The organism is Paenibacillus sp. NRS-1760, from assembly GCF_050467785.1.
In the GTDB taxonomy this organism is placed as follows: Bacteria; Bacillota; Bacilli; order Paenibacillales; family Paenibacillaceae; genus Pristimantibacillus.
The window spans coordinates 197,597-224,140 of record NZ_JBITPK010000005.1 but is presented as its reverse complement, the minus strand read 5'-3'; the positions used below and the strand labels follow the sequence as shown (position 1 = coordinate 224,140).

General features: G+C 45.2%; 23 protein-coding genes and 1 pseudogene. 18 read left to right on the top strand and 6 right to left on the bottom strand.

Annotated features, from left to right (window positions below):
• Positions 1 to 48 precede the first annotated feature (48 nt).
• From ACIFSR_RS01575 to ACIFSR_RS01540, 8 genes are all read left to right on the top strand, one after another.
• A complete protein-coding gene (locus tag ACIFSR_RS01575) occupies positions 49 to 1,827 on the top strand; it encodes a sensor histidine kinase (protein ID WP_339203751.1) in 1,779 nt (592 codons plus the stop codon).
• A complete protein-coding gene (locus tag ACIFSR_RS01570; RefSeq protein ID WP_430054353.1) occupies positions 1,820 to 2,881 on the top strand; it encodes a response regulator transcription factor in 1,062 nt (353 codons plus the stop codon). The genes ACIFSR_RS01575 and ACIFSR_RS01570 overlap by 8 nt, the downstream gene beginning before the upstream one ends.
• Before the next feature lie 101 nt (positions 2,882 to 2,982).
• Positions 2,983 to 4,278 (top strand): ABC transporter substrate-binding protein, encoded by a 1,296-nt coding sequence (locus ACIFSR_RS01565; RefSeq protein ID WP_430054350.1) that lies wholly within the window; start codon positions 2,983 to 2,985, stop codon positions 4,276 to 4,278.
• 187 nt (positions 4,279 to 4,465) lie between these two features.
• Positions 4,466 to 5,350: a carbohydrate ABC transporter permease gene (locus ACIFSR_RS01560; RefSeq protein ID WP_339203747.1), complete on the top strand. Its 885-nt coding sequence runs from the start codon at positions 4,466 to 4,468 to the stop codon at positions 5,348 to 5,350.
• Positions 5,347 to 6,174 carry a carbohydrate ABC transporter permease gene (locus tag ACIFSR_RS01555; protein WP_339203745.1) on the top strand — a complete coding sequence of 276 codons (828 nt, stop codon included), beginning with the start codon at positions 5,347 to 5,349 and terminating at the stop codon, positions 6,172 to 6,174. Before ACIFSR_RS01560 ends, ACIFSR_RS01555 begins: the two co-directional genes overlap by 4 nt.
• Positions 6,171 to 8,168, top strand: coding sequence for a beta-galactosidase (locus ACIFSR_RS01550; protein ID WP_430054348.1), 1,998 nt, complete (start codon positions 6,171 to 6,173; stop codon positions 8,166 to 8,168). Before ACIFSR_RS01555 ends, ACIFSR_RS01550 begins: the two co-directional genes overlap by 4 nt.
• Before the next feature lie 199 nt (positions 8,169 to 8,367).
• Entirely contained in the window at positions 8,368 to 9,459 is a 1,092-nt protein-coding gene (locus tag ACIFSR_RS01545; protein WP_339209694.1) for an LLM class flavin-dependent oxidoreductase, read from the top strand.
• A gap of 204 nt (positions 9,460 to 9,663) precedes the next feature.
• Positions 9,664 to 11,280: a hypothetical protein gene (locus tag ACIFSR_RS01540; RefSeq protein ID WP_430054346.1), complete on the top strand. Its 1,617-nt coding sequence runs from the start codon at positions 9,664 to 9,666 to the stop codon at positions 11,278 to 11,280.
• On the opposite strand, the gene ACIFSR_RS01535 is transcribed toward ACIFSR_RS01540, so the two are convergent.
• Positions 11,267 to 12,247, bottom strand: coding sequence for a helix-turn-helix domain-containing protein (locus tag ACIFSR_RS01535; RefSeq protein WP_430054344.1), 981 nt, complete (start codon positions 12,245 to 12,247; stop codon positions 11,267 to 11,269). The two genes, ACIFSR_RS01540 and ACIFSR_RS01535, sit on opposite strands and share 14 nt — an antisense overlap.
• A gap of 67 nt (positions 12,248 to 12,314) precedes the next feature.
• Here ACIFSR_RS01535 and ACIFSR_RS01530 point away from each other — a divergent pair, with 67 nt between their 5' ends.
• From ACIFSR_RS01530 to ACIFSR_RS01520, 3 genes are all read left to right on the top strand, one after another.
• Positions 12,315 to 13,622, top strand: a complete 1,308-nt coding sequence (locus ACIFSR_RS01530) for a hypothetical protein (protein ID WP_430054341.1) — start codon at positions 12,315 to 12,317, stop codon at positions 13,620 to 13,622.
• 171 nt (positions 13,623 to 13,793) lie between these two features.
• On the top strand, positions 13,794 to 14,096 hold the full coding sequence (locus tag ACIFSR_RS01525; protein WP_430054340.1) for a chorismate mutase: 303 nt from the start codon (positions 13,794 to 13,796) through the stop codon (positions 14,094 to 14,096).
• Between the two features lie 49 nt (positions 14,097 to 14,145).
• A complete protein-coding gene (locus ACIFSR_RS01520) occupies positions 14,146 to 14,907 on the top strand; it encodes a DUF3891 family protein (protein ID WP_430054339.1) in 762 nt (253 codons plus the stop codon).
• A gap of 69 nt (positions 14,908 to 14,976) precedes the next feature.
• On the opposite strand, the gene ACIFSR_RS01515 is transcribed toward ACIFSR_RS01520, so the two are convergent.
• From ACIFSR_RS01515 to ACIFSR_RS01500, 4 genes are all read right to left on the bottom strand, one after another.
• On the bottom strand, positions 14,977 to 16,101 hold the full coding sequence (locus ACIFSR_RS01515; RefSeq protein ID WP_430054336.1) for a Ger(x)C family spore germination protein: 1,125 nt from the start codon (positions 16,099 to 16,101) through the stop codon (positions 14,977 to 14,979).
• Positions 16,098 to 17,198, bottom strand: a complete 1,101-nt coding sequence (locus ACIFSR_RS01510; protein ID WP_430054333.1) for a GerAB/ArcD/ProY family transporter — start codon at positions 17,196 to 17,198, stop codon at positions 16,098 to 16,100. The genes ACIFSR_RS01515 and ACIFSR_RS01510 overlap by 4 nt, the downstream gene beginning before the upstream one ends.
• Positions 17,195 to 18,673: a spore germination protein gene (locus tag ACIFSR_RS01505; protein WP_430054331.1), complete on the bottom strand. Its 1,479-nt coding sequence runs from the start codon at positions 18,671 to 18,673 to the stop codon at positions 17,195 to 17,197. The genes ACIFSR_RS01510 and ACIFSR_RS01505 overlap by 4 nt, the downstream gene beginning before the upstream one ends.
• 149 nt (positions 18,674 to 18,822) lie before the next feature.
• Positions 18,823 to 19,764 (bottom strand): ribose-phosphate diphosphokinase, encoded by a 942-nt coding sequence (locus tag ACIFSR_RS01500; protein ID WP_076266664.1) that lies wholly within the window; start codon positions 19,762 to 19,764, stop codon positions 18,823 to 18,825.
• Positions 19,765 to 19,916: 152 nt separating this feature from the next.
• On the opposite strand from ACIFSR_RS01500, the gene ACIFSR_RS01495 reads away from it, so the two are divergent.
• The 6 genes and pseudogenes from ACIFSR_RS01495 to ACIFSR_RS01470 all read left to right on the top strand — a co-directional run bounded on the left by ACIFSR_RS01495 (position 19,917) and on the right by ACIFSR_RS01470 (position 24,729).
• Positions 19,917 to 20,144, top strand: coding sequence for a hypothetical protein (locus tag ACIFSR_RS01495; protein WP_430054329.1), 228 nt, complete (start codon positions 19,917 to 19,919; stop codon positions 20,142 to 20,144).
• Positions 20,126 to 20,443: pseudogene (locus ACIFSR_RS01490) on the top strand (MFS transporter); the annotation flags it as partial. The gene ACIFSR_RS01495 and the pseudogene ACIFSR_RS01490, both read left to right, overlap by 19 nt.
• A gap of 107 nt (positions 20,444 to 20,550) precedes the next feature.
• Positions 20,551 to 22,203 (top strand): GAF domain-containing protein, encoded by a 1,653-nt coding sequence (locus ACIFSR_RS01485; protein WP_430054327.1) that lies wholly within the window; start codon positions 20,551 to 20,553, stop codon positions 22,201 to 22,203.
• 9 nt (positions 22,204 to 22,212) lie between these two features.
• Positions 22,213 to 22,872, top strand: a complete 660-nt coding sequence (locus ACIFSR_RS01480; RefSeq protein ID WP_076266668.1) for a response regulator — start codon at positions 22,213 to 22,215, stop codon at positions 22,870 to 22,872.
• Between the two features lie 159 nt (positions 22,873 to 23,031).
• Positions 23,032 to 23,658: an FMN-dependent NADH-azoreductase gene (locus ACIFSR_RS01475; RefSeq protein ID WP_076266669.1), complete on the top strand. Its 627-nt coding sequence runs from the start codon at positions 23,032 to 23,034 to the stop codon at positions 23,656 to 23,658.
• Positions 23,659 to 23,835: 177 nt separating this feature from the next.
• Positions 23,836 to 24,729, top strand: coding sequence for a LysR substrate-binding domain-containing protein (locus tag ACIFSR_RS01470; protein ID WP_430054325.1), 894 nt, complete (start codon positions 23,836 to 23,838; stop codon positions 24,727 to 24,729).
• A 14-nt stretch (positions 24,730 to 24,743) separates the two neighbouring features.
• Here the strand turns inward: ACIFSR_RS01470 and ACIFSR_RS01465 are convergent, their stop codons facing one another.
• Positions 24,744 to 25,733 carry an aldo/keto reductase family protein gene (locus ACIFSR_RS01465; RefSeq protein WP_430054322.1) on the bottom strand — a complete coding sequence of 330 codons (990 nt, stop codon included), beginning with the start codon at positions 25,731 to 25,733 and terminating at the stop codon, positions 24,744 to 24,746.
• Between the two features lie 212 nt (positions 25,734 to 25,945).
• On the opposite strand from ACIFSR_RS01465, the gene ACIFSR_RS01460 reads away from it, so the two are divergent.
• Positions 25,946 to 26,530 carry a TetR/AcrR family transcriptional regulator gene (locus ACIFSR_RS01460; RefSeq protein WP_430054319.1) on the top strand — a complete coding sequence of 195 codons (585 nt, stop codon included), beginning with the start codon at positions 25,946 to 25,948 and terminating at the stop codon, positions 26,528 to 26,530.
• The last annotated feature ends 14 nt before the right edge of the window (positions 26,531 to 26,544 follow it).

The following is a 26,544-nucleotide window of genomic DNA, read 5'->3' as shown; positions in this document are numbered from 1 at the left end:
GTTTTTTGCACACAATAGCTAGAAGAGAAGCGGGAGGCGAGAGAGCAAATGTTGGCCAAGCTAATCCGTTTACTGACAGAACCCTTCCGTCGCAGTATTCGGAATAAATTGATTTTTACGATGATTTTTTTATCCGTTATTCCGATTATAGCGGTTACTGCCTTAGCCGCCGAAAACAACCGAAAGTCGATGGAAGCGGAAGTTATCGGAACGAATTTATCCAATATGAAGTGGACTGGCGTCTACTTGGGCGAGCAGTTCTCGCAATTGAACAATCTCGTTTATTCCGTACTCATCAGCCCTCATCTTAGTGATTATTTGGCAAGCACAGAGGGTTCACTGCTCATTAACCAATTCGCCGCTCAAAAAAATATTATGGATACGCTGAGCAATTTGTTTTATTCCGCAGGAAATCATGTCATCGGCGTTGAGCTGTTTTTGAAAGAGCCGCGGAAACTGTTTACCATAAGCGGGAATCAGTATGATTTGGAAACGTCGCCTGCAATCCCTTCTCCATATAAGCAGCTATTTGAGGAAAATAAAGATTTTCTTATTCAATCCAATACTTTGGATGAAGGTCACTTTCAATTGATTCGGAGCATTAACCGTTTTGAGAATCGGGAGAAGCTAGGCGGCATCTCGCTTAAAATTCGCTGGTCGATGCTTGATCAGACGCTCGATTTGATAGGCCGAGGCAAGGATCATCAGGTTCTGATCGCGAGCGAAGACGGAAATGTGCTTTATCAACGTTTCGGGGAGCGCCCGTCGGATAACATTATGCTGCGGATCAAGGAAACAACAGAGGATCAAGGTTATTTCCGCATGTCGAAGGAGTACGTGTTCTATAACACGATTGATCCCGTCGGCTTGAAGCTGATTACGATTATTCCGACCAGCTTTATTAATAAGAGCGCGCAATCGACGATGCGATTTGGCCTTATCGTAGGCGCAATTTCTATCGTACTGTCCATTTTGATTGCTATTTTGTTAGCATGGCGGACGGCCACGCCAATTGTTACGCTCGCAAGATCGATGCAGGGCCTTGGCATCATCAAGGAAACGGAGCTGCCTCAAAGCAATCGCGTAGATGAGATCGGCTTGCTTGAAACGAAGCTTTACAACATGTCCTACCGCATTAGAGAGCATATTAAAACGGAATACAGTATCAATCTGGAGAAAAAAACCGCGGAGCTTAAAGCACTCCAAGCGCAAATCAATCCGCATTTTTTGCAAAATACACTTCAAATGATCGGCAGCATGCTCTTTACGAAAAAACCTGCGGAGAGCTATGAAATCATTCGATCGCTTAGCGATATGTTTCGGTATGTCATTCGCGATCCCAACGATCTCGCCTCATTAAAAGCAGAAATCGATCATTTAAACAATTATATGCTTATCCAGAAGCAGCGTTTTTACTCCAAGCTTACCTATCACACGGAAATGGACGAGTCCTTGATGCTTTCTCCGATTCCGAAGCTGACGCTTCAGCCAATTGTTGAAAATGCTTTTTTCCATGGACTAGAAAATAAATCAGGTCATTGGGAGCTTAGCGTGAGCGTAGTGCGCGAGCATGATAAAGTTCGAATACGAATCCGTGACAATGGCGTCGGCATACGCGAGGATAAGCTTGCCGACCTGCAAAAGCGGCTTCACCAACATAGCGGACAGGTTTGGACGCACGGCAATCGCATCGGCATTCAAAATGTTGCGTCCCGCATTCAAATGCATTTTGGCCCAGACTATGGGATTACGATTGAAAGCGAGTTAGGAGCGGGAACGACGGTCACCGTCTCTATTCCAATAGCAGGGGGAGATCAGCATGCTTAAAGTATTTATTGTGGATGATGAGAGCTGGGCGAGAGACATAATCAAAGCGTTCGGAGAGTGGGAACGCCTCGGCATGGAAATTGTAGGAGAAGCAGAGGACGGTACCGAAGCGCTTCGAATGATGGAGGTTATGCAGCCTCATATTGTCATTACGGATATGCGGATGCCCGGAACAGATGGCGCTGCACTGCTGCAACAGCTTAATGATCAATTTCCAGCAATCAAGACGATTGTCGTCAGCGGGTATGATGATTTTCAATATGCCAAACATGCGCTTCGCTTCAAGGCGATGGATTATCTGCTTAAGCCTGTTGATCCGAAAGAGCTAAATACGGCACTGCAAAATTGCAAAAACGGGCTTGAAGCTGTTCAAATGGAGCGTGGAACAATATCACTGGATCTTGATATTTCATATACATTGGCTTCGTATAAGAAGCTTTTAAAGTTACGTTTCAATGAGCTGAATACAGATGGCGTTAAGACAACGCTTGATCAAATGATGAAGGAGCTTGAACAGAGCGGAATTACGAAAGCGTTCATGCTGGAGCAGGTTGTACAAGAGCTGCTTCTGCTGCTTAAGGAATTAATGAATGCTAATTCACAAGACAGCGACTCGCTGCATGCGCCGTATGGTCATGAAATCACCCAGTCAAGTGAGAATACAGCTGCTTTTCTTACCCATCATTATGTGACTACATTGGAGCAGCTTATTCATCAGCGGAAGTTCAAAAACAAATTGAATTTGGATGAAGTCAGGCTGTATATGGAAAAACATTATACGGAGCCGGTTACGCTGGAGCAGCTCGCTAGAGCTTTTTTTGTGAGCAAGGAATATTTGAGCAAAGTGTTCAAGCAGGAGTATGGGCGCAATGTCACGGATTATATGCTGCACCTGCGCATGGTGAAAGCGAAAGAGTGGCTGATGGATGAGAGCATTCCTATTAAAGCGATTGCTGAAATGGCGGGCTACGAGGATATCACCTATTTTTATCGAGTGTTTAAGAAGCATTTTGGCATCGCGCCAGGTGAGATGAGGAAGAGCAGCGAGGTTTAAAAATGTCCAACGAAAGAGTCTAATTCTGTCCAATTAAACGCTTTCATTTTTTAGATACAATGAAAGCGTAAACAAAACAAGCTTCTGGGAGGTCAAATGAGATGAAAAAATTAGTTAAAGGCTTACTCGTTACGATGCTCGCGACAACAATGTTAGCTGGCTGCGGCAGCAATACAAATAATGCTGGCAGCACAGATGGGGGAGCAAGCGGCGGCGGTGAAGCGAAGAGCGTAAAGCTGAAAATGTTCATTGCTCAGCCTCGTTTTAAAGAGCATTACGATAAATATATTGCTGACTTCGTAGCGAAAGAAAAAGCAGAGAAAAACATCGACGTGTCGGTTCAGCTCGAAATGCCGACAGCCGATAATGCGGCGCAAATTTTGAAGACGCGCCTTGCCTCCAATGATGCACCTGATATTTTCGCGCTTCATGCCATTAACGAAATTCCTTCTTACTACAAAGCAGGTTACTTAGAGGATTTATCCGATCAGCCTTTTGTCGGCAAGCTGCTGGACAGCGTTAAACCGTCGGTTACAACGACAGATGGTAAAGTCGTAGCCGTTCCTCTGGAAACATTGTCATGGGGCTACTTGTACAACAAAAAGATCTTTACGGATCTTGGCATTACGCCTCCAAAAACGTTGACAGAAATGAAAGCGGTTGTCGAGAAGCTGAAAGCGAATAAGGTAACGCCTTTTGTGCTTTCATATAAGGAAGCTTGGATTCCACAGCTAGTGCTGCCGCTCGCAGCAGGCGCACTTATCAATACGGAGGACGCTGATTTCATCGAACGGATGAATAAGGATGAAGGCTCCTTTACAGAGCTAAAAGCAATGTTCGACATCTTTGATCTTATTAATGCGAACGGAACGGAAAAAGCGACAGAAGTGGGCGGCGATGATGGCGCAGCAGCGTTTGCGGCAGGCAAAGGCGCAATGTGGCTGCAAGGTCCGTGGTACGCAGAAACGATTCTTAAATCCAATCCGGATCTTGATTTTGGCGTAGCACCGCTTCCAATCAATGACAATCCAGATGCGACACTTATTAACCTTAGCGCTTCGACTTCCCTAGCTGTCTCTAAGAGCACAAAAAACAAGGAAGTCGCGCTGGATTTCATCAACTACATTCTGGATGATACTGCTTCAAATGCTTTCTTCCAAGCGCTTAAATTCAACCCAATCTCCACTGTGCATACGTATGAGAGCTATCCATGGGTAAATGATGCAACAGCTTATGTGAAAGAAGGCAAGTCTTATCAAGACCCAGCTATTCCTCAATCCGTGAAGGATGAAGTGGGCAAAGGGCTGCAAGCATATTATGCCGGTCAATTATCGCAAGATGATGTACTCAAAGCACTCGATAAAGCTTGGAAATCGTACAACAAGGTAAATAAATAAACCACACATGCTCGGGATGAAGGGGAGACAAGGAGATTCTGCTTCGCTTCATCCCGATTTTAAAATATAAGAAAGTATATCATTTTCTCATACTTATCTTATATTTCACCGTCAAAGCTACTCAGCGTCTAAAGGACGCCGAAGACATCATTGCGCAGTAAAGACACATAGGAGAGGGGCGGATACTGTGCCGATCAAGAGCTACAAAAAATACATCTCGTTATTTACGTTTGTCGCGCCCGCTTTTATTTTGTACGCGATCTTCCTGCTGATTCCAACGCTCGGCGGAATGTTTTACAGCTTCACGGATTGGAATGGCTTGAATCGTGACTATGACTTTATTGGAATGGGCAACTTTATTGAAGCGCTAAGAGACGATCCCGATTTTGTCGGTTCGTTATTGTTCACCTTGAAGTATGTGCTGTTCATGGTTGTGCTGCAAAATGTATTTGCGCTGCTGCTGGCTGTATTTATTGAATCACGCCGCAAAAGCAAAGGTTTCTTTCGTACCATTTTCTTCATGCCCAACATGATAAGCACGATTATCAGTGCATTTATGTGGACGTTTGTATTCGCGCAGGTTCTTCCTCAGCTGGCAGAAAAGACAGCGCTTACGTTTCTGGACCAAGCTTGGATCGGTGATCCAAAAGTAAGTTTCTTCTCGATTCTGACCGTTTCCCTCTGGAACGGCGTCGGCTACATGATGATTATTTATTTGGCAGGGCTGCAGGGTGTGCCTCAAAGCTTGAAGGAAGCAGCTGTTATCGATGGCGCTACCGCTTTCCAAACGTTTCGCAATGTGACCTTGCCGATGATTTCACATGCGATTACAATCTGTTTCTTCCTTACGCTAAACGGCGCGTTTAAAGTGTTCGAGGTTGTATATGGCTTAACAGGCGGAGGACCAGGACGAAGCACACAGGTTATTACGATGAACATTTACGAGGAAGCCTTCTCAAACAACTTCCGATATGGTTATGCCAGCGCAAAATCGGTCATTCTATTCGTGATTATTCTCATCTTCACATTTATCCAAATTCGTGTCATGAAGAAAAGAGAGGTGGAAGCATGAGACAGAAGAAATCAACCTCCCTCCTTATTACCATTTTCCTGTCGATCGGGGCTGCGATCTCTTTTTTCCCGATTTACTTGGCGGTTATTAACTCGTTTAAGACACAAGGTGAGATGTTCAAGTCGTTCGTCTCGCTGCCATCGAAGATTCAATTCGATAATTATGTAAATGCTTTTCATCAAATCAATCTGCTGGGCAGCACACTCAACTCGATCATTATTTCGGTGCTCGGCATCGGCGGAATCATCTTTTGCGCATCGCTTGCTGGCTATAAGCTGTCACGTACGAGCGGAAAGATAAGCAATTTGATTTTTTTCCTGTTTATCGCTTCCATGCTTGTGCCGTTTCATTCGATTATGATTCCATTGACTAGAATGGCCAAAGCCTTGTCTGTTCAAGGCAGTACGTATGGGCTTGCAATCATATATATTGGACTTGGCGTCAATATGGCGATCTTTCTGTATCATGGCTTCGTGAAGTCTATACCTAAGGAGCTGGAGGAGGCGGCGCAAATTGATGGCTGCAATGAATATCAAACGTTCTTTAAAATTATTTTCCCGCTGCTTGTGCCGATTACAGTGACGATAGCGATTTTAGATTTCCTCTGGATCTGGAATGATTTCCTGCTGCCGCTGCTCATGCTGACGGACGTAAGCAATTACACACTTATCTTATCGACAAACACGCTGTTTGGTGAGTATAACAAGGAATGGTCGCTTATTTTGGCGGCGCTCGTACTGACTGCGATTCCAGTCATTATTATTTACTCCTTCTTCCAAAAGTTTATTATGCATGGGATTGCCGAGGGGGCTGTTAAAGGATGAATAAATTGTTATATGGCGTCGCTTATTATGACGAATATATGCCTTATGAGCGATTAGATGAGGATATTCGGATGATGAAGGAAGCAGGCATTAACGTGGTTCGAATCGCGGAATCGACATGGAGCACACATGAGCCGCAAAACGGCGTATTCGACTTCTCATCCGTAGACAGAGTGCTGGATGCGATGCACAAAGCCGGTATCGCCGTCATTGTTGGCACACCAACCTATGCCGTGCCTGCTTGGATGGTCAAAGAGCACCCGGATGTACTTGCGGTAACCCCTCGCGGACCGGGAAAATACGGCGCTCGCCAAATTATGGATATTACGAATGCTGCTTATCTTTTCTATTCAGAGCGAATCATCCGCAAGCTCATTAGCCGCGTAAGTACACATCCAGCCGTTATTGGCTATCAGACGGATAATGAAACGAAACATTATGACACGGCGGGGCCAAATGTTCAACTGCAGTTTGTCAAATATATGAGGGATACTTATGAAACGCTAGACGTCGTTAATCAGCTGTTTGGGCTTGATTATTGGAGCAATCGCATCAACAGCTGGGAGGAGTTCCCTTCCGTTGTCGGCACAATCAATGGCAGCTTAGGCGCGGAGTTCGCGAAGTTCCAGCGGAAGCTGGTAAATGATTTTTTGGCATGGCAGGTCTCTATCGTGAACGAATATAAGCAGCCGGGACAATTTGTAACTCAAAACTTTGATTTTGAATGGAGAGGCTACTCTTTTGGCGTTCAGCCTTCCGTTGATCACTTTGCTGCTTCGGAGCCTTTTGACATTGCTGGCGTCGATATTTATCATCCTTCGCAGGATGATTTAACCGGCATCGAAATCTCGTTTGGCGGCGACATGGCAAGATCGCTCAAAAACGATAATTACTTAGTGCTCGAAACGCAGGCACAAGCCTTCCCGCATTGGACGCCGTATCCCGGGCAATTGCGCTTGCAGGCGTTTAGCCACCTTGCTTCCGGCGCCAATATGGTCGCGTATTGGCACTGGCATTCGATTCACAATTCGTTCGAAACGTATTGGAAGGGGCTGCTCAGCCATGATTTTCAGCCTAATCCTGTTTATAACGAAGCTAAAACGATCGGTGCGGATTTTGCTAGGCTGAGCGAGGAGCTTGCCAGCCTCCGCAAAAACAATCAAGTGGCTGTAATGGTCAGCAACGAGGCTTTATCTGCAATGGAATGGTTTAAGCTTCCAGATGGAAAAACCTACAATGATGTTGTTCGCGCTCTCTATGACGAATTGTACAAGCTTAACGTCGAGGTCGATTTTATTCAGCCGACCTGCACCCATTTGGATAAATACAATATGATTGTCGTACCAGCGCTTTACGCTGCCCCTTCAGAGACTTTGGAGCGATTAAATGAATTCGTACGAAGCGGAGGACATGTGGTTTATTCGTTCAAAAGCGGCTTCGCCGACGAGGTCGTTAAGGTACGTACTTCACAGCAGCCCGGTATCATACAAGCAGCTTGCGGCATATCCTATAGCATGTTCGTAACGCCAAATCATGTCGGGTTAAAAGGGGCACTGATCGATCAGAGTATCGAGGCGAAAGAGGTTGAAGCGTGGATGGAGCTTATCACGCCAACAACCGCTGAAGTGCTGGCTTATTATGATCATGCGCAGTGGGGTGAATATGCAGCGATTACAAGAAATAACTATGGAAAAGGAACGGCTACCTATATAGGATGCTTGCCTAGCCCTGCTGTTATAAGACGTGTGCTATGCGAGGCTTTGCAGAATGCAGGTCTTTGGGGCGCAGAGCAAGAGCTTGTTTTTCCAATCATCGTGAAATCGGGCTTGAATACTAGCGGAAAGCATATACGATATTATTTCAACTACTCAAATGATACCGTTACATTTGACTACAAGCATCAGGACGGTACTGAGCTGTTGAATGGTAGTAAAGTTACAAGTGGACAACAGCTGGAGCTCGCACCATGGGGATTTCTCATCATATCAGCCTAAATAGTAGGAACCTTCCGATCACTTTTACTGTGATTTTGAAGGTTCTTTTGTACTTTGTAAGCGATTTAGGCGGGCTTCATGTTCTTGATCTTGACGCAACTTAATAACTTATGTATCATTACTTACGTAAAGTAACTAGGTCGGCGAACAAAATATGTACTCTTGCCTTGGATATAAATATAGGAAAGCGGTGTTTGAAATCAACGAGAAAATACAACAAGTTGCTCAGCCTTCGAAGGAACGAGCAGATGTGTTCGAATTTGGCATTTACACATTAGGTGATATAAGTACTGATCCTATCAGTAAAGTATCGCCAAATGCGAGAGAGCGTTTGAAGGAAATCGTCGCAGCTGCCAAGCTTGCAGATGAGGCGGGCATTGATGTATTTGGAGTGGGTGAGCATCATCGCTTGGACTTCGCTGTTACATCTCCACCTGTTCTGCTTGCTGCAATCGCGCAAGCGACGAAGCGGATTCGGTTAACGAGCGCAACGACGGTGCTTGGAACATCAGATCCAGTTCGAGTATTCGAGGATTTCGCTACACTTGATTTGCTCTCGGATGGACGCGCGGAAATTATTGCGGGACGAGGAGCGTATATAGAGTCATTTCCATTGTTTGGGTATGAGCTTGAGAGCTATAAGGAGCTCTTTCAGGAGAAGCTTAATCTGCTGCTTGCATTAAATGAAACCGAGCATATCACTTGGAATGGAAAATATAGAACGCCGCTGCTGAATGCTGAGATTGCACCTCGTCCAGAGCAGGCGCAGCTGCCCGTATGGGTCGGTGTCGGCGGTACGCCTCAGAGCGCGGAGCTCGCAGGAAGTCATGGTCTAGGAATGGCCCTTGCCATCCTTGGCGGAGATCCAGCTCGATTTAAACCGCTTGTAGACGTATATCGTGCTGCTGGTGTTCGCGCAGGCTATAAACAAGAAGCTCTAAAAGTAGCGATCACAAGCCATGGTTATATTGCCAACTCGACTGAGCAAGCAAAGGATGAATATTATCCTTATTATGCTCATTATGTAAGCCAGTTTATGGGAGGCAAGCAGAGGGGCGAGTCGATGGCACGCGAGCAATTCGAACAATTGGCAAGTCCAATCAATGCGCTGGCTGTAGGCAGCCCGGAAATGCTTGTTGAGAAAATTTTGGCGCAGCATGAGCTCTTTGGTCATCAGCGCTTCATGGCTCAGTTTGATATCGGCGGCATTCCGTTCTCAAAGGTAGCGGCTTCCATTGAGCTGCTGGCGACGAAGGTTGCGCCAGTTGTACGCAGAGAACTGAGCAAATAAAAGATTGCTAAGTCAGATTAATAGTGAATATGAAGACTGTTCAATGCCATGAAGTGGCGGCGGCAGTCTTTTTTTAATGTTATTGGATGTCCCATTTGGTTCATTATTTATTCGTGGTACGACTCATTTCGTTATTCAAATTGCTGGCAGCGAATACTATACTCGGTTTTATAGAATGATGTTCAAATACGGGAGGCGCTCACGATGGAGTTTTTAGATCTATTAACCAATCCGGACAATGTTGAAATGGAGTGGGAAGAGGGATGGGTTCGCGCGTCATTCCGTTCACGAGAATGGTATGCAGGCGAAACCGTCATTTCATTTGAAACGAGGGCTAATCGTATGGCCGTTCGATTAAGTGCAGGTCAGACGCCAGTTAGGCGGCTTCATCTGAGATGGCAGCGAGAACTGGACATCGGGGGCATTCGTGTTCTGGGTGACCAATGGGAACGAGGTTACGGTGATTTGGAATGGCGGGGTTTAGTTGCTGAGCGTGAAATGCCTTGGTATTTCCTGTTGTCAAAAGGGGGACGTACGCATGGTTATGGCGTAGAGACCGGTACAAGCTCCTTTTGTTATTGGCAAGCGGATGCAGGCGGAATTAGCCTGACACTTGATGTTCGCTGTGGTGAAGCGGGAGTGCTGCTTGGTGATCGAACGCTCGAGGCTGCGGTCATTGTAACGAGAGAAGGTGCGGAAGGCGAATCGGCATTCGGTGCGGCAACGGCTTTTTGCAGAATGATGTGCAAGCAGCCGATTCTGCCTTCACAGCCTGTGTATGGGGGAAACAACTGGTATTATGCCTATGGGAATAGCTCGACAGCTGAGATAATCGCAGATTCAGAGCGCGTGTCAGATTGGTCTTCTTCGGTCGATAACCGTCCGTTTATGGTCATTGATGACGGTTGGCAGCTCTGCAGCGGCGGGGGCAGCTGCAATGGTGGGCCTTGGGAACCCAATTATCAGTTTTCTGATATGCAGAAGCTGGCCAGCGATATGAAAGGAATCGGCGTTCGTCCTGGCATTTGGTGCAGACCGCTATTAGTCGCAAACAGTGTGCCAAATCATTGGAGAAGATATGGTGGCCACAATGTGGGCAGCATCTATTTGGACCCAAGCGTACCTGATGTGCTTGACTATGTAGGCAATGAAATTCGCAAGCTGCATGATTGGGGTTATGAACTGATTAAGCATGATTTTTCCACTTTCGATATTTTTGCCAAATGGGGCTTTGAAATGGGCGCATCAATGAGTAATCATGGTTTAGCTTTTGCTGATCGCACGAAGACGACGGCGGAAATTATTGTCGCTTTGTATAAGAAGATTGCAGAAGCTTCAGCGGACAGTTTAATTATTGGCTGTAATACAGTAGGGCACTTAGCAGCGGGCTTGGTTGAAATTCAGAGGACAGGTGACGATACGAGCGGTAAGGAATGGGAGCGTACACGTAAAATGGGTGTCAACACGCTTGCTTTCCGCATGCCGCAGCATGACACTTTCTTTGCGGCTGATGCGGATTGTGTTGGCTTGACCGACGATGTCCCTTGGCATTTGAACAAGCAGTGGCTGGAGCTATTGTCCGAAAGCGGAACACCGCTGTTTATTTCCGCAGACCCAAAGGCGGTTGGCGCGGAACAGGAAGCAGCGATTCGCAAAGCGTTCGAACGAGCGTCTAAACCGCTGCCGCCGGCTGAACCGCTGGACTGGTTTGATGATCGCTGTCCGTCTCGTTGGCAGATAGCCGGAGAGGAGCGGCATTTCAATTGGTATGCTGAACGCGGCGTACAATTGAATGAGCGTCCTCAAGTTACTCTGAGGTAGCAGAGGGAACGGAGCTGGATAAATGACCAGCATGAGGCTCCACCTCAAGCGGCGTTAAATAGCTTATCGTTGATTTATGCTGTCTCCGATAGGCGCCAGGCGTTAATCCTGACCATTTGGCGAACTGCCTAATAAAGCTTTGCACATTTTCGAATCCGATTCGGAATGCGATTTCTTCAAGAGGTATGTTTCGCATGACAAGCATATGCATCGCCTCTTGCTGTCTAATGATCGATAAATATTGACGAGGCGACATGCCGTACGCTTGTTGAAACAAACGGCCGGCATGTCTGCGGCTAATGCCTGTCTTAGCTGCAATGGTTTCAAGCCAGTTGCTCGTTGAGGAATCTGTACCGAGCTCATTGAAGGTGCTGATGAGCGCCTCAATTTCCCTCGCGATCCGATCAGCAAGCGGCTGTTCATTTGGTTCATTGATGGAGAGTAAGGCTTCGCTCTGCACGAACTCCTCCAAATGCACCAGCATTTCATTACAAAGCATAAAGACGCGGTGAGCAGAAGGATTCTGCTGCAAGCATGAAATAAGTGCTTTTAGCAGCGGATTCAGGCGTTCATTGAGCGGATGATCTCTCGCAAATAAATACTCTCCGCAAGCTCGAAAGGCGTAGAGCAGCTTGCTGTCCACATTTTGCAAATGAAGGACAAAACCGTGCATCGTCTGCTGATCGGGAACAATAAAGTCATGGAGCTTCATGGGAGGAATGAGAATAATATCACCTTCATGCTGCGTGAAGCTCTCGTTTCCAATACGAGCGATTTGATCGCCTGTTAGGACAATATTGATCTCCAGCATCCGATGATGGAGATGTAAATCGCATACAGGGCCTTGGCCGGCTTCGAACGTGCGCATGCCGTATAGGATAAGCTGTTCTTTATAATTAGGAAATGATTGGTTGAGGGCAGGATTAAGATTGCTCATCATAGCTCCTTTGTAAACGGAATTATTCATACCTTTATTATCTCTCTTACCGCTCAACAATAGCAATCCAAAGACAACCGAGAGGAATGAGACTATCGTGAAAATCGTATTGATTGGCGGAGGAAGCTTCGTATTTGCGCCAACGGTACTCGAAGATATCATCGTAAAGGAGAGGCTTGCAGGCTGTGAGCTTGTCCTTGTTGATCCAAATCTGGATGCGGCTGAAGGGATGGCAGCAGCTGCAAGAGAAATAGCAAGGCAGTTAGAGGTAGACATGCTTGCGACTGCAACGGTAAACAGACGAGAAGCGCTAATAGGTGCGGACTTTGTCATCGTATCCGCCTCGGTTCAAGGTGCACGCCGTTGGCAAATCGATTTTGATATATTACATGCATTAGGGATGGCCGATCAAGCAAGGGAATGTGGAGGCATGGGGGGCTTGATGAATGCTTTCCGGTCCATTACGCTGATCATGGATATTTGCCGTGATATGGATGAGTTGTGCCCGCAGGCGTGGATTCTGGATGTAACGAATCCACTGCCTCGTGTCGTAACGGCAGCAGCACGTTATTCATCGATTCGCATAGCTGGATTTTGCAATATTGCGTATCGGGGTGCTGAGGGCTACACATTCTTGCCAAAGCTGCTCGGCAAATCGGCCTCTGAGGTATCTATCGTAACTGCTGGACTTAATCACTTTGCATGGGTGATGGAAATAAAAGATAGCCGCACGGGTGAGGACCTTCTGCCTAAGCTTATCCAATATATTGAAGAGGAGAACTGGTCTGATCAAGATGAAGAGACGCAGCGCGAGCTTCGTATTTCTAAGCGATGGCTGCGCGAGTATGGGGCAATCGCGGCTGGACATGTTGATCATCATGCGGAATATCTTCCTTATCAAGAGGACATTCATTACACGACAGCACCTCCATATCATGGATCGTTCGAAGAACGCAGCAGACGCTTGGAAGAGCTGAAGCAGATTGGTGCAGGCAAAATGCATTATGATCGTTTATTTGACCATGGCAGCTGGGAGCATCCAGTAGCGCTTGCTCACGCGTTATATACAGGCAGCGGCCTTCAGATTGATATTTTGAACGTTAAGAATGACGGCGCAATACCGGGTTTTCCTTCGGATCGAATCGTAGAAATACCAGTAACCGTATCAGGCGGCATGATTCATCCGGTAGAGGTTCCAGATTTCCCAGAGCCGCTGCTTCAATTGTGCCGTGCGATTTCGGATGTTCATGAGCTTGTCGTTGAAGCAGCAGTGACGGGCAATGTATCTATTGCGAAAAAAGCGATAGACGCTGATCCGGCTATTGAAAATAAAGAGGCTGCTTATCAAGCTTTGGAGCAGATGCTCGAAAGCCATGCTGATTTACTGCCACAGTTTCATTCGTAATGTCTTTGCGAAATAGAACGATAGAAATGTTCACAGGAGAGCTCCTTCTTAGAAATAAGGCGGCTCTTCTTTTTATTGTTCTGGAATTTACATCCGATAAATGCGAATGCACATAGCCGCTAAGTGATGGAGATGGTACAATTATAGGAAAAATATTTAAGGGAGAGACGCATGGAAGTTTCTAGACTAGATGAATTAAGACAAGCGATCGATCAAATCGATCACGACATCATTTCCTTGCTTGCAAGGCGGTTTCAATTAACGGAAGAAGTGGGTATGTACAAAGCAGCAAACCATCTCGCTGCACAAGACCTGAGCCGGGAAGCCCAACAATTTGATAAAATAAAGAAACTTGCGAGCAGCCATGATTTAAATCCAGAGACAGCAGCTTCGATTTATAGATGCTTAATGGATGTTGTTATTTCACGGCATAAGGAAGTTGAGCAAGTTTACGCGCTGAACAATCGTGATTAGCTGATATAGAAATACAATATTATTTAACTACTGTGTGACGAAGAAAGGGATGGAAACGATGATTTTATATGAGAAGGAAGACGCATTCATATTGATCGCACAACATGATCATGCGAGAATATCCGGAGATCTTGTTTCTGCCTGGCAGAGCCAGTTATTTCATAGTGAGGAACGAAAAGATGAATTAGCTTACGCTGCATATGAGCATGATAGCAGCTGGATTGATTTGGACCGTATCCCGCTTTGGAATGATGCAGCAAATATGCCGTTTTCGTTCCGCGATTTTCCAGGCAACATCCGCTTTTTCTTCTATTCTTTGGATCATGTTCAGAAAACGAGCGAATACGCCGCTTTGCTCGGCAGTATTTTGTATACGACGCTTGCTGAAAGGTTCAGAAATGATGATACGATTACGTTTGTAGAACGTGAATTTGCAAGACAAAGCGCGATCATCGAGCGACTTCAGCTGGACGTTAGCCTGCTTCAGCTTCATGCGAAAACGCTGCTGCTTTGTGATGAGCTGTCGCTGTTTGTATGTATGGAGCAGCCGGGAACACCTCGAAATCAATATGAATGGTTTGCTAATGGGTTTCCCTATTGGTTCGATCGTACGGGACAAACCTCATTGATAGCGGATTGGAAGGATGAAACGACCATCCAATTGCATCCATTCCCTTTCAAACATGAGGTGGAGACTTCATTATCTTATAAAGAAGTAAGCAAGGCGGACATTGCTGTTTATGGGATCGCAGAAGCTTATCAGCGTGCAGAGCTGCTTGCGCATAAGATTCGTTTTCAGCAAGCGCCATAGGAATAGTCATCGCTAGAAAGAAGGATACCGCATACTTGCTGGTATCCTTCTTTTTTAATCCCTCGATACTTACTTAACAGGCCCCATTGAAGTGATTTCTAAATCTACCTTTACACGCACTTCAGCATTCGCAAATGCTTCACCCCAATGATCCTCTACCTTGCAAAATTTCTCGTATTCCTTTGCTCTTGCATACACTCCAAGCCCTATGGGATCGATTTTATGTTTTTGCAGTTTCTCGATAATGCTCGTAAATTGCTCCTGCATGAGAACAGCTACTTGTTTTTCCAGCTTTTTATCCTCCTTCTCTACATTGAAAGGGAATAGATGCTCGGAGAGACTGCCCCTTGTCTTCACGTGGATATCAAACTTGAATTTATTGTTTTCATAGGTAGTTTTGATTTTTGTTTTTATTTTGGCGCCAGTTAGGCTCAAAATATTCGTTTCGAATGGCCCGTTTACAGGCTCACCGGGAATGGGATAGGACAAGCTGAAGCCCGGTGCCGCTTGTTTCTGCAAAATACTTAGCAGGATCGTTTCTTGGGGGCCCAATGAAAGCTCATATTTGCCTTTCGGATTCAGCAAAGCGGAGCCTTTCAGCCTAACCTGATTATTGACGATCTTCACTTCTGCAATGTAAGGCGTTAAGCCTTTATCATAAAACTGCCTGTGAAATTCTTGGGCGGTCGTCGCATACGTTTCCGATTTTATCGATTTAGTGTCCACCATGCCTCTGAGAAGAATAGGAAGCAGCGGCTGATCAGGAGGATTTAGTGAAAATACCTCATCTAAAGAGCCATCAACAGCAATAACTCTGTCGGTTACTGTGTTTCTTGCATCACGAAACAACACATCAAGCATTGGAAACCAATCCTCGTAACTCAGAAAATGTCTGCCAAGGAGAATCACTTGGTAATTTCGACCTTGGATGGAGCCGCTTGATTGCGAGTCTTGAATCGCTTTGGATTGCCGAAGCGAATTAGCGCTGCCTGACGTTTCTTGACTCTTTTTCTTTATGTTTTTGCTGAAAACAGGAACGGAAGAATAAAAATGAAATTTCTCATTTTTATCCAAATCCATGCCAAGAGCAAGCGGTGTTGCCGCATTTTCTAAATACAGCTGATCCCCGCAGGCGGATGCAGTAAGGCAAATCGTAATGAACAAGCAACATACAAAAAAGAGGCGCAGCTTCATAGATCAGCCCTCCGGTGTATTCGTTTGTAAATGACCATGTATATCAGCAGTAGACTAGGGAGTATACATTCCATCCCAAAACCAAACCAAGTAAGCCATAATTCCATTTGATCGCTTTGCTTGAATGAGGGGATGTGAATTAAAGTAGCTATCGCAAGAATAATGCACAAGATGCGTAATGGTACACGATGGCTGCTTAGCCCGAAAACCTTGCTTATGCAAAAAGAGACGATATACATAGACGGAATCCAAACGAGTGAGAAGACGAACAAATAAAACGCGATGAAAGGCACCTCAATCCGTTCAATAAAGCGAAATTCAATTGTTTTGAGAATACTGATGATTGGATCATTATAAAGTGTGATTTCATGGGGACTGAAGTAAATGAAGCATATGATTGTAATAAATAGATGTACAGATAGGGTAATCGTATTGGATATAAATAGTGAAGCAGCAGCTTTATCCTTCTTAACTAAATAAGGATAAAATATAAAAACGGCAGCCAGGCCCAGATTCGGATAAATCGTTGCTTTCACCGCCGACAGGACAGGCAGCCAGCCTACTTTTAATATGGGCAGCAAGTTGAGCCAATGAGCATATTTGAGGGTAAATAGATAAACAAAGGGCAACCAGCATGATATGACAGCAACTAGTTCTGCATATCGTCCCAAGATGCGCGGTCCGTTTATAGCGATTTTATAAGCGGGTATTAACAGCAGAATCATGAGTATGTAGGACTGGGTGTTTGGCATCAGCCAAATTTTAATAATCAAGATAGTGCGCACAAGACCGTCGTACATAAGAGAGAGGAAAAACAAGGCCAACAATAGGGTGAATCCTTTGGCAAGCCATTTCCCCATCATTGCAGGCAGCGCATCAATTAATGTTTGATCAGAACAATGTCTCATCACCATAATAATGATATACCCGCATAGAAGACTGATGGCATAACCAATTAGAATGGAAATCCAGCCATCTGTTCCTGCTATTTCTGCTAATTTCCTCGGTAAGGAAAGGACGGCAACACTAATCTGAATACCGGAAATAATAAAAATAAATTGCATCGAAGTTATCGTATTACCTTCGGTGTTCGTCAATGTGCTCCATCCTCCTTCCGAGTGTTTGTTTGACGTTTTTCTTGAAGCGGGAGTGCGTTTTTTGGTCTTTTTTCCATCAGCCATAATGGTGCTCGTATTAGGGTATCCTTCAAATCTGAGAAACGGAGCGGAGCCAGTGGGCTTCCATAAGGCATACCAAGCGATTTAAGCGTTAATAAATGAGCGATCATCGTCATCAAACCAACGATGATCCCGACAAATCCGAACAGTGAGGATAAAATCATGAGCATGAAACGAATTAAGCGAACGGCTGCAACCATATCGTAGTTCGGCAAAATAAATGAAGAAATGGCTGTAAATGCTACAACGATAACCATAACATTGCTTATTAAGCCTGCTTGAACGACAGCTTGTCCAAGCACAATACCCCCAACGATGCCAACCGTCTGGCCAACGGGGGCAGGCAGCCGGACGCCAGCTTCACGGAGCATTTCCAAAGTGATTTCCATTATAATGGCCTCCACAAAAGGTGGAAACGGTACTTGTCCGCGTGATTCTCCCAGGGTGAGAAGCAGCTTCATTGGAATGATCTCGATATGGAAGGAAACAACTGCGATATAAAAGGCAGGCAAAAATGTAGCAGTAATAAATGCAAACATTCGCAGCAGCCTCAAAAAGGTTGCAATGGACCAACGAGTACTATAATCGTCGATGCTTTGGAAATAAGAGTAGAAGCTGACTGGAGCAACGAGTACGCTTGGCGAACGGTCGACGACAACGACACATCTTCCTTGCAAAATTTGCGATGCTGCAGAATCTGGCCGCTCAGTAAGAACGAATTGCGGGAAGAGTGAGTAGGGATTATCCTCGATCAGCTCTGCCAGCTCACCGGTGTTTAAAATGACGTCTACGTCAATCTTTTGAATGCGATCCTTAAGATCGTTTAACAATTGAGGATTCATTACATCCTCTAGGTAAATAATCGTTACGGAGGTCTGGCCGCGCCGACCGACAATCAGCCGTTTCATTTTTAATTCGCGATTCGGGATATAACGTCTGATCATAGCGATATTTTGGCCGCTGGTTTCGACAAAGCCTTGATGGGCGCCTTTTAAGGAGGCTTCCATTTGTGGATCTTCAATTGCCCGCTGCGGCCAGCCGCTTGTGCCAAGCACATAGGCCGCCTCTCTGCCGCTCACGAATAATATGGATTTGCCGTGCAGTATTGCTATCTCAATTTGGTACCAATTCGTTTCGGGTACGATTTGTCCAATGGTCATCATTAACTCATCACCGGGTTTTCCCCCGCTCGAATCTAGCTGCAAGGGACGAAGGACGTCACTATTAATTGCTGCTCCATCTGTCAGCCCATCGATGTATATGAGTGCTGCTTGCTCAGTTGTTTGCTTGATCGTTAGTTTCCTTATGACTAAATCGCTTGTATCCGAAAAAATTTCTTTTATACGTTCTATGTTTATTTTCAGGTCTGAGCTGATAGGTTCTGTTTGATCCATTGTTATCCTCCCATCCTCGCTGCCGTCTTGATTGATACACCTATTTTGCCACGGTTTACCATAGCTATACGCATGCAAAATAAATACCCCCTTGCGAAAGAGCAAGGGGGCATAATTGATGTTATATGTTATTTTGCTTTACTGACGGCCTATGAGCCTGATTTAAACAAAGTTGCAATCGAGCCGCCTTCGGTAATGATTTTAATGGCGGTTGCAAGGAGCGGGGACATCGGCAGTACGACAAATTTACTCGAATGCTCTTGACCGATACTGATCGTATCTGTAATAACGACTTCGCGGATGTTCGGATGATCCAGCTTCTCAAGCGCATTGGCTGAGAACAGGCCATGTGTTGCACATATGTAGGAATCATGCGCGCCTTTTTTCTTAAGCGCCTCTACGACGTTTACAATTGTGCTGCCTGTATCAATTAAGTCTTCAATAATAATTGGTGTCATATCTTCAACATCACCGATGATATGCGTGATTTCAGACTGATTATGAGCGGGACGATTTTTGATCATGATCGCAAATGGACAGTCCAGCAAGCCGGCAAGTTTCTCGGCTGTTGTAGCTCGGCCCGCATCTGGCGATACGACAACAGGGTTTTTAATGTTTTTGCTTCGCAAATAATCAATGATCAAATCGAGCGCCGTTAAATGATCGACTGGAATATCGAAGAAGCCTTGAATCGGATCAGCATGCAAATCGACGGTAATGATTCGGTTTGCTCCAACGGTAGTCAATACATCGGCTACCATCTTAGCGGAGATGGGCTCCCTCGGTGCCGACTTTCTTTCCTGACGTGCATAACCATAGTAAGGCATAACGATATTAATGGTTTTCGCTGATGCTCGTTTGGCAGCGTCTATCATGACGAGAGTTTCGATTAAATGCTCATTAACGGGATGGGATAGTGATTGGACGATGAATACGTCACAAGTACGAATAGGTTCTCCGTATGAAACATGAATCTCACCGCTTTGATGCCTTGATATTGCAACATTGCCTAGCGGGAGCTCAAGTTCTTTACATAACTCCTCAGCCAACTTCTGGTTCGAAGTGCCGGAGAAAATTTTAATCTTTTGCATGTGATCCTCCTAAATGGTAGCTACAAGATGCTACGTTAAACGACATTATTAGCTCAATCATAACAAACAAAACAAAAGAGGACAAATATTTGCTGAAACGACTTTTCTATTGGAACAAATAATGAAAGGTGATAAAGTGGATCAAGGAAAAAGTGCCACAGAATGAGATGCCCTACTTGCTTGCTCAGAAAAAAATCCAAACTCAAAATCAATTCACTGGCATTAAACGGCTTTGGCTGATCCTCTTGCTTGGATCGCTCTCCGCGTTTGGGCCGTTGTCCCTTGACATGTATTTGCCGGCGCTGCCGCAGCTAACGGATGATTTCGTTACAAGCGCGTCTCTTGTTCGGCATCAGCTAGCGGAATATTGCTTATCATGATATTAATTGACGCGCCGCTCGCTGCGATTCTTGTGCCATTGTTTTTTGTTGTAGCAAGCGTTGGTATTATTTCGACGACTGGCTTCTCCTTAGCAATGCAAAAGCATGGCTATGCTGCGGGAAGCGCATCTGCATTGCTCGGGTTATTATCCTTTACATTTGGGGGCATGATTTCACCGCTCGTAGGTCTTGGCGGCAGCGCAAATGCGCTCCCTATGGGAATTTGGATAGCCATTGCAGAGCTGGGTGCTGTAGCCTGTTATATTCTTTTGATCAAAAAGCCGTTTCGAAAGCGCTAATCCAACGAGCCTGCCATCCAGCTTAAGCAGTGCAAGCTGCTTTGGATCGGCTCTTTTTTTTGCTGTTCAGGTAGGTGTATAATGTGTGCTTAGAAGGAAGTGGAAGCATGTCCAGAGAAAAAAGAGCTTATGAGCTGGTCGCATTGAAGGAGATAGCAGAGACACTTAACAGCACAAACGACATGGATCAAATGCTGAATGATGTGCTTGCCAAGCTGCTTCAGGTTACAGGTTTTACTACGGGCTGGATATTTATGATTGACAATAAAAGTGAAAATCTTTGCGTGGCTACACATAATTTGCCTCAAGGTTTAGCGGCAAACAATCAGGCGGTCATGTGCGGCGAGGTTTGCTGGTGCATTGAAAGCTTTAAGCAAAACAAGCTGGATCAAGCGGTAAATATTATAGAATGCTCAAGAATTACATATGCCATAACGAACAAGCTTGGTGATAATGAGGGTGTTACTCATCATGCGACGGTTCCGCTAAGAGCAGGAACGGATCAATTCGGCTTGTTAAATGTTGCTGAAGCTGGCAAGGATCGTTTTACTGAGGAGGAGCTTGCACTTCTGCAAGCCGTTGCTTATCAGATCGGGACGGCGATTAAGCGAATCCGCCTGTATCAGGTGCAGGAGCAGCATGCGATTCATTATGCGAAGCTTGGTGATGTTATTCAGAAAATAAACGCCATACAAGATATAAATCATCTGCCGCTGCAAGCGGTGAGCCATATAGGCGATACGTTCAACTGGCAGCATGTATCGTTATTTATGTATGAACAAGAGCAATTATCGCTTCGCGCACATTATACAGACAATCACGTCCGAAAAGAGTGGCTTTCTCTTGCCATCGATCAAGGCGGGATGGTGAGCAAAGCGTTTCATGAGAATCGTCTTGTCAAACAGTCCGAATGCGACAGCAATTCCTGCTCGTCCTTATCATCCATAGGGATACCACCGTTCTCATCAGCAGTCGCAATACCGCTTCGCATTCGCAGCCGCCCGATTGGCGTTCTGTTTGTAAGCAGTCAGTTAGGCAAGCAGTTTGATGATTACTTAGAGGACTTCATGTATTCGCTTGGGGATCATTTCACGTTAAGCGTAGAAAATTTGCGGGTATATGAGCAGCGGCGCGAGCTCGCGCGCATGGAAGAGCGAAATCGAATGGCTAGAGATTTGCATGATTCGGTTATTCAAAAGGTTTTCTCTTTATCCTTTCTAGCGAAGGGCGCCGAGACGGTGCTGGCAGGCAAAGAACCTGTCGTGGAACGATCATTACAAGAAATAAGACAGCTGTCACAGGAAGCGCTGAAGGAAATGAGAACGCTGATATGGCAGCTGCGGCCGGCAGGTCTTGAGCATGGGTTGATTACTGCGCTTAAGCAATATGGCAAGAGCATGGATTTAACCGTGTATGAGAAGGTGGAGGGCGTTCGCGAGCTTCCGCGTGCGATTGAAGAAGCCCTTTGGAGAATCGGGCAAGAGGCGCTTAATAATGTAAGGAAACATGCAGATACGAATACCGTTTATGTGCGGCTCATCAAAACAGAGTCTCGCGCCTGCTTGGAAATTTTGGATCGAGGCCGCGGTTTTTCGCAAGAGAAGCGTAAAGGAAAACTGACCATGGGTATGCTAACGATGCGGGAACGTGCAGAAACGCTTGGCGGAGAGCTAACGATAACGGGCGGAAAAGGGCAACCTACAATGGTAACAGCTGTTTTACCAATTGCAACGGAAATGGAAATGTGGGAAGAGGAATGAGGAACTGTTTTGACGATAAAAATATTGCTCGTTGATGATCATCAAATTGTGTTGAAGGGAATTTCTTTTTTTCTAAGCATGCAGCCTGATTTTGAGCTGGTGGGTGAAGCGAATAACGGCAAGGAAGCGGTAGAAAAAGCTGCTGAACTAAAGCCTGATATCATACTGATGGATCTGAACATGCCGGTTATGGACGGGATCGAGGCGAGCAATTTAATCGCTAGGCAAAATCCGGATATTAAAGTGCTTGTGCTCACCAGCTTCTCGGATCGCAGTCATATCGTGCCTGCTCTACAATCCGGAGCTGCTGGGTATATGCTGAAGGATGTAGAACCTGATCAGCTTGCAGAAGCGATTCGCAGCGCCTATAAAGGGAATATTCAGCTGCATCCGGATATAGCGAGTGCGTTACTCGCTCAAGTATCGCCGCAGATTAGTTCGGTGAAAGGGCTGCCTATTCGTGAGTTAAGTGAAATATTGACTCCGAGAGAGCTAGAGGTGCTGCAATTGCTTACCAAAGGAATGAGCAACAAAGATATTGCTCACTCGCTCACTGTAGCGGAGAAAACAGTCAAAACGCATGTGAGCAGCATTTTAAGCAAATTGGATTTAACGGACCGAACGCAAGCTGCGTTATACGCGGTGCAGTTAATGCGAGAACCTGAATAACACGCTGACGTAAGACTATAGTCGTAAGACTAGCTCTCCGCCTTTGGCGGTTTTTTTATGTCGATTTTTCGGTCTATTTACCGATGATTGTTGCTCTAAAACTATATACAATTAAGGTACTTACAAAAAGTAAACACACATCTTGGAGGGAAATATACAATGAGTACAGTATTATTTATTAAAGCAAACGATCGCGGAATCGAACAAGCAGTCAGCGTTAAGCTATATCAATCTTTCCTAGACAGCTTTAAAGCTAGCCATCCAGAAGACACAGTGGTTGAGCTTGATTTGTTCAATGAAAACTTGCCTTACATGAACGCTGATATGATTAACGGCAACTTCAAAGCAGCTCGCGGTTATGACCTTACACCTGAAGAGCAAGCAGCTGTAGCTGTTTCGGACAAATATATGAACCAATTTCTTGCAGCGGATAAAGTGGTTTTCGCATTCCCGCTTTGGAACTTCACTGTTCCTGCAGTATTGCACACTTATATCGACTACCTTTCACAAGCTGGCAAAACGTTCAAATATACAGCTGAAGGCCCAGTTGGTCTGATCACTGATAAAAAAGTCGTATTGCTTACTGCTCGCGGCGGCATTTATTCCGAAGGCCCTGCAGCTTCGGTTGAAATGGCACATAACTTTATCCGCACAGTAATGGGCTTCTACGGTGTGACTAACCTAGAGAGCATCATCATTGAAGGTCACAACCAACTTCCTGACCAAGCAGAAGCTATTGTAGCAAAAGGTCTTGAGGAAGCAGCAGCATCAGCTGCTCGTTTCTAAAACAACCGTTTAAATGCGAAGGCAGCCGGATAATTTCGGCTGCCTTTTTGCATGTGGATGAATTCAAACCGTTAATAAAAATTTGCGGTGCGATACGTGATCGGGTACGATGGCGATAGGAGAGCATGGACGAAAAGGTGATAAATCAGAGCTGATACAGGAAGAGGTATGATGTCTATGGACTTGAAAAAGCTGCGTTATTTTATCGCAGTAGCAGAAGAGCTGCATTTTAACCGTGCTGCCCAAAAACTGAATATGACTCAGCCTCCACTGAGCCAACAAATTCAAGTTCTTGAGGAAGAGCTTGGTGTGAAACTTCTGGAACGAACCAAGAGACAGGTTCGACTTACGACAGCCGGTGCGATATTTTTGGAGGAATCGAGAAACATAGTTGCTCAATTGGAACGATCGATAAAGATGACACAACTTGCAAGTGAAGGGAAAATAGGCAATTTATCCATCGGGTTTGTGGATTCAGCAGCAGGCGGTATGATGGTCAATGTTCTAAAGAAATATCGAGAACGTTTCCCAGATGTACAGGTTACATTATCTGAAATGACATCTGCTGAGCAACTGAAAGCACTGCATGATGGAGAAATTGATGTTGGATTCCATCGGTTGCTGGACCCTTCAAAACATATCACATCCAAACTGTTCACGAACGAATCACTTGTTGCCGTATTACCCAAAACGCATCCGTTAGCCAATCAACCAACCGTTTCACTGCATTCATTGAGGGAAGAACCCTTTATCTTGTCACCACATCATATGGGGGCTTCATTTCATGACCTGATTGTAGATTTTTGCAGGCAGCATGGATTTCAGCCCCGCATCGTGCAGGAAGCTGTTCAAATGTACACGATTGTAAATCTGGCAGCTGCAGGCATAGGCATCTCAATTGTTCCCTCTTCGGTTTCCGTTTTTCAACGCAGTGATGTCGTATTTCGATCATTTGATGAGGATACACCGCGTGTCCCTCTTTATGCAGCCTGGAAAACAGAGAAGAGTGAAACGGTTCTGACTCATTTTCTAAAAGCAGTGGAGGAAACAGCCGCTAAACAGACAAGCTGATTTGTGTGAACGCTCTAACCTGTTTTACTAGCATCAAACTGAGCAACGTCTTTTAATATGTTATTTATTTGCACTACGATCTCAGCATCTAGACTAACTCCTGCCGCTTTTACGTTTTCCAATACCTGCTCCGGCTTAGAGGCGCCAATGATAACGGAGGACACCTGCGGATTTTGCAAAACCCACGCTACCGCGAGCTGTGGCAGCGTTAAGCTGCATTTTTGTGCAATCGGCCCTAGTTGTTCTATTGCCTGAAGGACTTCTTTATTCAACCATTGTCCTGCCAAACGTTTGAAAAACGGCGAACCAGCGGCCGTAGAAGCGCGCGAGCCTTCTGGAATTGGCTTGTCAGGTGCATATTTACCGGAAAGGATACCTTGCGCCAGTGGTGACCAGACAATCTGACCAATTCCTTCACGCTCGCAAGCGGGAATAACCTCGGCTTCAATAACCCGCCATAGCATAGAATATTGGGGTTGACTTCCAACAAAAGGAACTTTCAGCTCCCTTGCCAAAGCCGCTCCTTGCGTTATCTGATCTGCTGTCCACTCACTTACGCCGATATACAAAACTTTTCCTTGTCGAACCAAATCGGAAAACGCCACAAATGTCTCTTCAAGCGATACGGTCGTATCGAATCGGTGAGCGTAATAAATATCAATATAGTCCGTCTGTAATCTGCGAAGTGAAGCATGGCATGATTCCATAATATGCTTGCGTGATAACCCTCTATCGTTATGCCCATTCCCTGTTGGATGAAAAACCTTCGTGCACAATTCAATACTTTCACGACGTATTCCCTTTAAACAATGACCTAAGACCGATTCCGCCCTCGTCTCCGAATAAGCATCAGCTGTATCGAAAGTTGAAATTCCAGCGTTTAGTGCAGCATTTACGCATGTTTGTGCGGTGTTGTCATCCACTTGTGCACCGTGGGTTATCCAGTTTCCGAGAGCCACTTCGCTTACTAATAAGCCGCTTTTACCTAGTTTCCTATAATTCATGTTTCATTCCTCCTTTCAATGTAAATCTGATTATAGCAACCTATATTTAATATTGAAAATATATAATAATCGCATTATTAAGTTGATTTATGTATTAATGAAATCGAAGGACGAAAGGTTCTATTGTCGCTGGATATAAAAAAAGGTTGACTTGATAAGCGGATCAATGTTTTCATTATATAGACCGATCGTTATAATCGAGGAGTGAATCAATGTCGGAAAAACATAATACAAGGCATGCCATACTTGATACGGCAGCTAGGCTTTTTTTTACGCAGGGCTATCATGCGACGGGATTAAGCCAAATTATTAAAGAAAGTGATTGTCCGAAGGGATCTCTTTATTATTATTTCCCAAACGGCAAAGAAGAGCTTGCGCTGGAATGCATTAACTGCACGAAGGAGCTTGTGATTGAGAAATGGAGAAAGAAATTTGCCGATTATGAGGACCCTGCTGAAGCCGTTCAGGCTTTTGTATTTGATATGGCTGATGACGCAGAGAAGTTTGATTATAAGGGTTATATGCCGTTTAGCTTCTGGATGGCAGTCGAAACCTCATCGATTAGCGAGAAGCTGAGAGCAGCTGGACAAGGTGTATTTGCAGCATGGCAGAACGTGATTTCCGAGAGGCTGGTTCAACTTGGAATGGAAGAGACTAGAGCAGTTGAGGTTGGCGTCGTCACCGTTTCCTTATTGGAAGGTGCGCTTATTCTAACGCTGACGAATCGGGACAAGCAGCCGTTGTTATCCGCAGCGAAATGTTTGCCGTATATCATTAATAAATGTCCTTCTCTATGAGAAGTCATGAATAA